General features: G+C 63.3%; 7 protein-coding genes. All 7 read left to right on the top strand.

Annotated elements, in window-relative coordinates:
• The coding region (locus AC1DX0_RS28485) for an oxidoreductase C-terminal domain-containing protein (RefSeq protein ID WP_477357724.1) at positions 1-579 on the top strand (579 nt) is incomplete at its 5' end.
• 367 nt (positions 580-946) lie between these two features.
• The gene (locus tag AC1DX0_RS28480) at positions 947-2,155 is read left to right on the top strand and encodes an amino acid ABC transporter substrate-binding protein (RefSeq protein ID WP_477222400.1); all 1,209 of its coding nucleotides are present in this window, start codon (positions 947-949) and stop codon (positions 2,153-2,155) included.
• Between the two features lie 60 nt (positions 2,156-2,215).
• Positions 2,216-3,082, top strand: a complete 867-nt coding sequence (locus tag AC1DX0_RS28475; protein ID WP_477222399.1) for a branched-chain amino acid ABC transporter permease — start codon at positions 2,216-2,218, stop codon at positions 3,080-3,082.
• Positions 3,082-4,050: a branched-chain amino acid ABC transporter permease gene (locus AC1DX0_RS28470; RefSeq protein ID WP_477357726.1), complete on the top strand. Its 969-nt coding sequence runs from the start codon at positions 3,082-3,084 to the stop codon at positions 4,048-4,050. The genes AC1DX0_RS28475 and AC1DX0_RS28470 overlap by 1 nt, the downstream gene beginning before the upstream one ends.
• Positions 4,047-4,778 (top strand): ABC transporter ATP-binding protein, encoded by a 732-nt coding sequence (locus AC1DX0_RS28465; protein ID WP_477222398.1) that lies wholly within the window; start codon positions 4,047-4,049, stop codon positions 4,776-4,778. Before AC1DX0_RS28470 ends, AC1DX0_RS28465 begins: the two co-directional genes overlap by 4 nt.
• Complete coding sequence (locus AC1DX0_RS28460) at positions 4,771-5,499, top strand: ABC transporter ATP-binding protein (RefSeq protein ID WP_477222397.1); 729 nt, start codon at positions 4,771-4,773, stop codon at positions 5,497-5,499. Before AC1DX0_RS28465 ends, AC1DX0_RS28460 begins: the two co-directional genes overlap by 8 nt.
• 51 nt (positions 5,500-5,550) lie before the next feature.
• A complete protein-coding gene (locus AC1DX0_RS28455) occupies positions 5,551-6,549 on the top strand; it encodes an SRPBCC family protein (protein WP_477222396.1) in 999 nt (332 codons plus the stop codon).
• Positions 6,550-6,713 lie beyond the last annotated feature (164 nt).

The following is a 6,713-nucleotide window of genomic DNA, read 5'->3' as shown; positions in this document are numbered from 1 at the left end:
GGCACGGACCGGGTCGTCGGCGCCAGGCTCGGCGACGGCACGATCATCGCCGCCGACGTCGTCGTGGCGGGGATCGGTGGCATGCCGCAAACGACGCTGGCGGCCGAGGCGGGTCTCGCCATCGACAACGGCGTCGCCGCCGACGCCCACGGGCGCACGGACGACCCGTTGATCTGGGCCGCCGGAGATTGCGCCAATTTTTCCTTGCCCGGAGGCGGGCTGCGGATGGAGAGCGTCGGCAACGCGATCGACAGCGCCGACCTGGTCGCCCGCAACATCATGGGCGCGCGCCAGCCCTACAGGCCGAAGCCGTGGTTCTGGTCGGATCAGTTCGATCTCAAGCTGCAGATCGCCGGCCTGTCCCGGCTGGACGATACGGTGGTTGTCAGGCAGGGGGCAGGAGCGGGACGGTCGCACTGGTACTACCGCGAAGGGCAACTCGTCGCGGTCGATGGGCTGAATGCGCCGCGCGACTATCTGATCGGCAAGCGCCTCCTTGCCATGTCGGCGAGCCCCGATCCCGCTCAGATCGCGGATCCGGCGCTGGCACTCGAGGCCCTGGCGAATGTCTCGAAATGAGGCCGGCCCGACAAAGCTCCACATTTCCGTATTGCCTGACGGACGAAGCAGGGACGCAGAGCGTACCGGCAGGCTTTTGGTATTGACATTCCATGTCGTATCCGAATACTACTTGGTATCTTAATGATGTGAGGCGGAAGCGGGTTGGACGGGCGCAACTGTCGTGCTCCGGCCAAGTCCCTTGAGCCGGGTAGGGAATATCGTCACTCGGAAAAAATAACGAAAATACCAGATATTACGAAATTAGATGGATCATCAGAGGAAAATGGCCTAAGCAATTTCGTTAGGGAGGATCGGGCGATCAACTCGTCTCGCGAGCCGCGAGGCGAGGGAGCGCCCACTGCAACCAGAACTGGGAGGAATTTCGATGTTGCGACGCAGTTTCAACGTACTCATGCTTTCGGCGGCCCTGGCGGCCGGCACGTTCAGCGCGGCCTTTGCGCAGGACCCGGTCAGGATCGGCGTGAGCGCCTCCAAGACCGGGCCGCTTGCCGGCGGCGCGTCAGGCGTGCTTTGGCCGAACATCAAGCTGTGGGCCGAGAAGGTGAACAAGGCCGGTGGCCTCAAGGTCGGCGATCAAATGCGGCCGATCGAGATCGTCGAATATGACGACAAATCGTCACCGGAAGAGGCGGTCAAGAACATCCAGCGTCTCGCCACCCAGGACAAGGTCGACCTGATCATCCCGCCCTATTCGACAGGCCTCAATCTCGCGACCGCTCCGCTGATCGCGAAGTATGGCTACCCGCAGATCGTCTCCACCGGCAATGCCAACGATCTCGACCAATTCGTCAAGCGCTGGCCGAACACGTTCTGGCTGCTCGGTCCGGCGCAAGGCATCGCCGACGGCATCGTCGGCACGCTCAAGGATCTGCACGACGCCGGCAGGATCGGCAACAAGGTCGCGGTGGTCAACGTCTCCGATGCGTTTGGCCTCGAGATGATCAAGACCGGCAAACCCGCGCTGAAGCAGGCCGGTTTCGATATCGTCTACGAGAGCTCGTATCCGCTCGGGAACCAGGACATGGCGCCTGTCATCGCCAGCGCCAAGGCGGCCAATCCCGATGCCTTCATTGCCTACTCGTACCCGCCGGACAGCTTCGCTCTCACCGAGCAGGCGCAGTTGCAGAAGTTCGATACCAAGGCGTTCTTCGTGAGCGTCGGCGGCAATCTCGACGCGTACGGAAAGCGCTTTGGCGCTGCTGCCAACGGCATTCTGATCATGGGCGGCGTCAATGCGAGCGATCCGGTCTTCCAGGCCTATCGCAAGGAGCATCTCGCGGTGACAGGTCAGGAAGCAGATTGGTGGGCGAGCCCGGTGGCCTATGCCAGCCTGGAGATCCTGCAGCAGGCGGTCGAGCATGTCGGCAGTCTGGACAAGAAGGCGATCAACAAGGACATCCAGTCGGGCACCTTCAAGACCGTCATCGGCGATGTCCACTTCGAGAACAACATCAACAACAACAACTGGACGGTAGGGCAGTGGAGCGATGGCGTCGTGCATGGCGTCAGGGCGACCGGCAACCTCCAGGGCGCACAGCCGCCAGTGCTGAAGCCCGCCTGGCCCAGCAACTGATCCGATGTTCCCGGCGGCCTGGCGTCCTCGTGATGCCGGGCCGATGACTGCGAGAGTACAATGCTCATCCTGCTGACAGGCCTGCTCCTAGGGGGCACCTATACGCTCATCGCGCTCGGGCTCACGCTCCAGTACGGCGTGGCGCGGATCATGAACCTTGCCAACGGCGAGACGCTCGTTGCTGCGTGCTTCGTCACCTTCTGGCTGTATACCGGCTTCGGGATCAATCCGCTTCTTGGCCTGCTGTTGATCGGGCCCGGCGCCTTCGTCATCAACTGGCTGATATACACAAGGCTGATGCAGCCCCTGGTGAAGCGGGCCAAGAACCGCGGCATGCTCGAGGTCGATTCCATCCTGGCGACTTTCGGACTGCTGTTCCTGTTCCAGGGGGTGATGCTGCAGGTCTTCGGCGGGTCCTACTTCAACTATGAGTTCCTCGCCCAGCCATTCTCGATCATGGGCGACTCATTCGGCCTGAACCGCGTCGTGGCTTTTGTCGCCGCGGCCGTCATCGCCGCGGCTCTCTACATCTTCCTCTACCACACCGATCGCGGCACCGCCGTTCGCGCCGTCGCCGTCGATCCGCGCGCGGCGCGGCTTGTGGCAATCGATGTGCGCAAGACAGCGGCCTTTGCCTTTGCGCTCGGAGGAGCGATCACGGCCTGCGCCGGGACGTTGCTGTCGACCTTTTACACGTTCGACGCCTCGATGGGCGTGTTCTTCACCATGAAGGCGCTGATTATCGTGATCATGGGCGGTGTCGGCGACATTCGCGGCGCGGTTCTCGCTGCCCTCGTCCTTGGCCTGACCGAGACCCTCGTCGCCAGCCTGCTGGATCCGGGGCTGACGCTGGCGGCCAATTACGCCCTGTTCATCCTCGTTCTGCTGTTCCGGCCGCAGGGCATGTTCGGAAAGCGGCCAGCGTGATGAACATCCCGCGCAATGAACTTCTGGCTCTCAGCGCCGGGCTTGCCAGCGCGGCTGTGCTGGCATTTCTACCCCTGGTCACCGAGGGGTTCTGGTTGTCGCTCAGCGTGAACATCATGCTCTATGCGGCCATATGCACGGCCTGGGCGCTGTTTTCCGGGCCGACCCACCTGGTCTCGCTCGCAAGTGCCGCCTTCTTCGGGGTCGGAACCTATTCGGTCGCGATCTTCATCGACGTGCTGCCGTTCCCGGCTCTTATCCTGATAGCGGTCGCGGCCGGAGCCATGCTGGCCGTACTGGTTGGATTGGCGACCCTCAAGCTCTCGGGCGTCTATTTCGTCATCTTCACCCTCGGCCTTGCCCAACTCATGGGCCAGATCGTGACCTGGGTGCAGACCAATTTCGGCGGCGCGATCGGGCTCTACGTCTTCACTGATTTCACCGAGGCGGATCTCTACTGGATGCTGCTTGCACTGACCGTGATCGTGTTCGTGACAGGATGGCTCATCAACAGGTCCCGGCTGGGCCTGGCCTTGCGCATCATCGGCAATGACGAGGCCGTGGCGCRCCATGTCGGAGTCGATACCGCTCGCGCCAGGATCATCCTGTTCGCGGTCTCGGGAGCGTTCATTGCCGTGGCCGGCGCGATCATGGCGCCCCGCTACAGCTACATCACACCGGATGCGGCGTTCAATCCGATGACGTCCTTCCTCGTGGTCATCATGGCGCTGCTCGGCGGCACGCGCCGCCTTTGGGGACCCCTGGTCGGCGTTATTCCTTTCACCGTGGTGATGGACTTCATCTCGGGCCACTTCCCGAACCAGACTGCGGTGATCATGGGACTCGCGTTTCTGGCGATCGTCTATGTGCTCCCCGACGGCGTAACCGGCCAGTTGGAAACCCTGTTCCGCCGCCGCCGCTCCATCGACAAAAGCCTGCTGGCAACGACCGCCGAGGAGGGCAGATGAGCGTTCCTCTCCTGACCGTCAATCGGGTGCGCAAGGCCTTCGGCGGCCTCGTCGCCGTCAACGACGTGAGTTTCGAAGTCGCCAAGGGCGAACTGTTGGGACTGATCGGTCCGAACGGCTCGGGCAAGACGACGATGCTCAACCTCATATCGGGGGCGCTGTCGCCGACATCGGGTAACATCCTCCTTTCCGGACAGCCCATCGCCGGACTGGCGGCCCACAAGATCGCCCGCATTGGCGTCGCCCGGACCTTCCAGCTGGTACGCGTTCTGCCGTCCATGAGCGCGGTAGAGAACGTCGTCGCCGGCGCCGTCTTCGGGCACAACAGGCTCTGGGGCAGCGAGGCGCTGACGCTTGCCCGCGATCTGCTGGAGCGGGTCGGGTTGAAGGGTCGCGAGGAGGTTCCCGTCGCCGCCATGACCTACATCGACCAGAAGAGGATCGAACTCGCCCGTGCACTTGCGGGAAACCCTCATGTCCTGTTGCTCGACGAATGGCTCGCCGGCCTCAACCCGAGCGAGTTGAGGGTCGGTATAGAACTCATCCGCGAGATCAGCGCACAGGGTCGGACGATCATCATGGTCGAGCATGTGATGGATGCCATACGCTCGCTTTGCCAGCGCTGCGTGGTCATGAATTCCGGTACGAAGATCGCCGACGGTAAGTCGGCCAGCGTCCTGGCCGACCCGGAGGTTGTCCGCGCCTATCTGGGAGATGACGATGCTTGAGGTGTCCAATCTCGGCGTCCGCTACGGGCGGCACGTCGCGCTAGAAGGTGTTTCCGCGCGCGTTTCCAAGGGCGAGATCTGTGTCATCCTGGGCGCCAATGGCGCCGGAAAGTCCAGCTTCCTCGGCGCCGTCGCCGGGCTTGTCGGGACGGAGCCCGGCACCAGCATCGTCATGAACGGCAAGGATGTCACGAAACTCGACGCCCATCTGATGGTGGAGGAGGGGATCGCGCTGGTTCCGGAAGGCCGAGGCATCTTTGGTGAACTCACCGTGGCGGAGAATTTGCGGCTTGGAAGCCATGCCAGGCGCGCGAAAGCCGATGCGGGAAAGATGCTTGATTTCGTCTACGGCCTGTTCCCCCGGCTCGCCGAACGCCCTCGCCAATTGGCGCAGACCATGTCGGGCGGCGAACAGCAGATGGTCGCGATCGGCAGGGCGCTGATGTCGAAACCGGACATCCTGATGCTGGACGAGCCCTCGCTCGGACTGTCGCCGCTGCTGTCCAAGGAATTATTCAAATCACTCGCCATCATCGCCCGCGAAGGCTTCGGCATCCTGCTTGTCGAGCAGAATGCGCGGCTGAGCCTCAAGACCGCTGATCGCGGCTACCTGATCGAGACCGGAAGGATCGTCGGCGAGGACACGGCGCCAAATCTGCTCAACGACCCAAAGGTGATGAGCGCCTATCTCGGCGTCTCCGCCACGACGGCCGCGCATTAGCGCGCTGCCACACTCCAGAACATAAATCTGGTCCAGGAATGAGGATGCTCCATGCGCTTGCTCGAAACCGAGATCGTCATCGACGCACCGCCACAGACCGTGTGGGCCGTGCTGGACGATCTCGAGCGCTACGGCGAATGGAACCCGGCCTTGCCGGCGCTGCGCGGACGGACGACGGTTGGACAGCGCGTCGTCGGTACGCTGCGCCAGCCCAACGTTCCCGAGCGCGAGGTCACGCCGACGATCACCCGCATCGTGGGAGCGCGGGAACTGCGCTGGCTGAGCCAGGCGCCTGGCGGCGTGTTCAGCGCGGAGCACATCTTCATCCTGGAGCCGACCGGGAATGGCGGCACGCGGGTGCGCCACAACGAGATCTTCAATGGTCCGATGGCTGACGAACGCTGGCCCAGCATCGATACCAATTTGCGAACGGCCTATAATGACCTGAACAGCGCGCTGAAGGCGCGGGCCGAGGCGCTGCGCGGCGAGACCGCCGTGCTGCACCCGGCTGTCGGGCGAACGTTTTCGGCTTCGCCGGTCGGAGCATTCACGGCGCGCTGCAGATGTGCCAGCGAGCCGGTGGAGATCGCGATGTACCAGGCGGTGGCGCACAACCATCTGTGCGGCTGTTCGAAATGCTGGAAGCCTGCCGGTGCCGTCTTCGCGCAGATCGCGGTCGTGCCGGCGGGCTGCGTCGAGGTCAAGGCGCATGGCGACAAGCTCGAGGCCGTGGACGCCACGCAGAAGATCGAACGCCACCGCTGCAAATCCTGTGGGACGCATATGGTCGGCAAGGTGTCCGATCCGGATCACCATTTCTACGGCCTCGAATTCGTGCATCCCGAACTGGCGACGGATAAGCACCAGCCGAAGATCGAGTTCGCGGCCTTTGTGTCTTCGCTCGTCGAGACTGGGACGCCGGCGACCAGCATGGCCAGCGTGCGCGGTACCCTGGCCCAGGCCGGGATTCCCGCCCACGACGCGTTCTCGCCGGAACTGATGGACATCATCGCCTGGCACAAGGTGAAGCTCGCGCAAGCGGTTGGCTAGCGGCCATCATGCCGCGAGCCGTTAAGAACCGCCCTGTCGACGGCAGGCCGGTATCGAAAATAATTGGAGAGCACGCATGAAAACCCGCGCCGCTGTCGCTGTCGCCGCCGGAAAGCCGTTGGAGATCATGGAGGTCGACCTCGACGGTCCGCGCGAAGGCGAGG

The sequence above is a fragment of the Mesorhizobium sp. P3_A9 genome (genome assembly GCF_056402975.1).
Note: the sequence above shows the minus strand (reverse complement) of the source record. Positions and strands in the feature narration are given on the sequence as shown.

Coding starts and splice junctions, on each gene's coding strand:
- AC1DX0_RS28480 (WP_477222400.1), top strand. CDS start 947: ATGTTGCGACGCAGTTTCAACGTACTCATGCTTTCGGCGGCCCTGGCG.
- AC1DX0_RS28475 (WP_477222399.1), top strand. CDS start 2,216: ATGCTCATCCTGCTGACAGGCCTGCTCCTAGGGGGCACCTATACGCTC.
- AC1DX0_RS28465 (WP_477222398.1), top strand. CDS start 4,047: ATGAGCGTTCCTCTCCTGACCGTCAATCGGGTGCGCAAGGCCTTCGGC.
- AC1DX0_RS28460 (WP_477222397.1), top strand. CDS start 4,771: ATGCTTGAGGTGTCCAATCTCGGCGTCCGCTACGGGCGGCACGTCGCG.
- AC1DX0_RS28455 (WP_477222396.1), top strand. CDS start 5,551: ATGCGCTTGCTCGAAACCGAGATCGTCATCGACGCACCGCCACAGACC.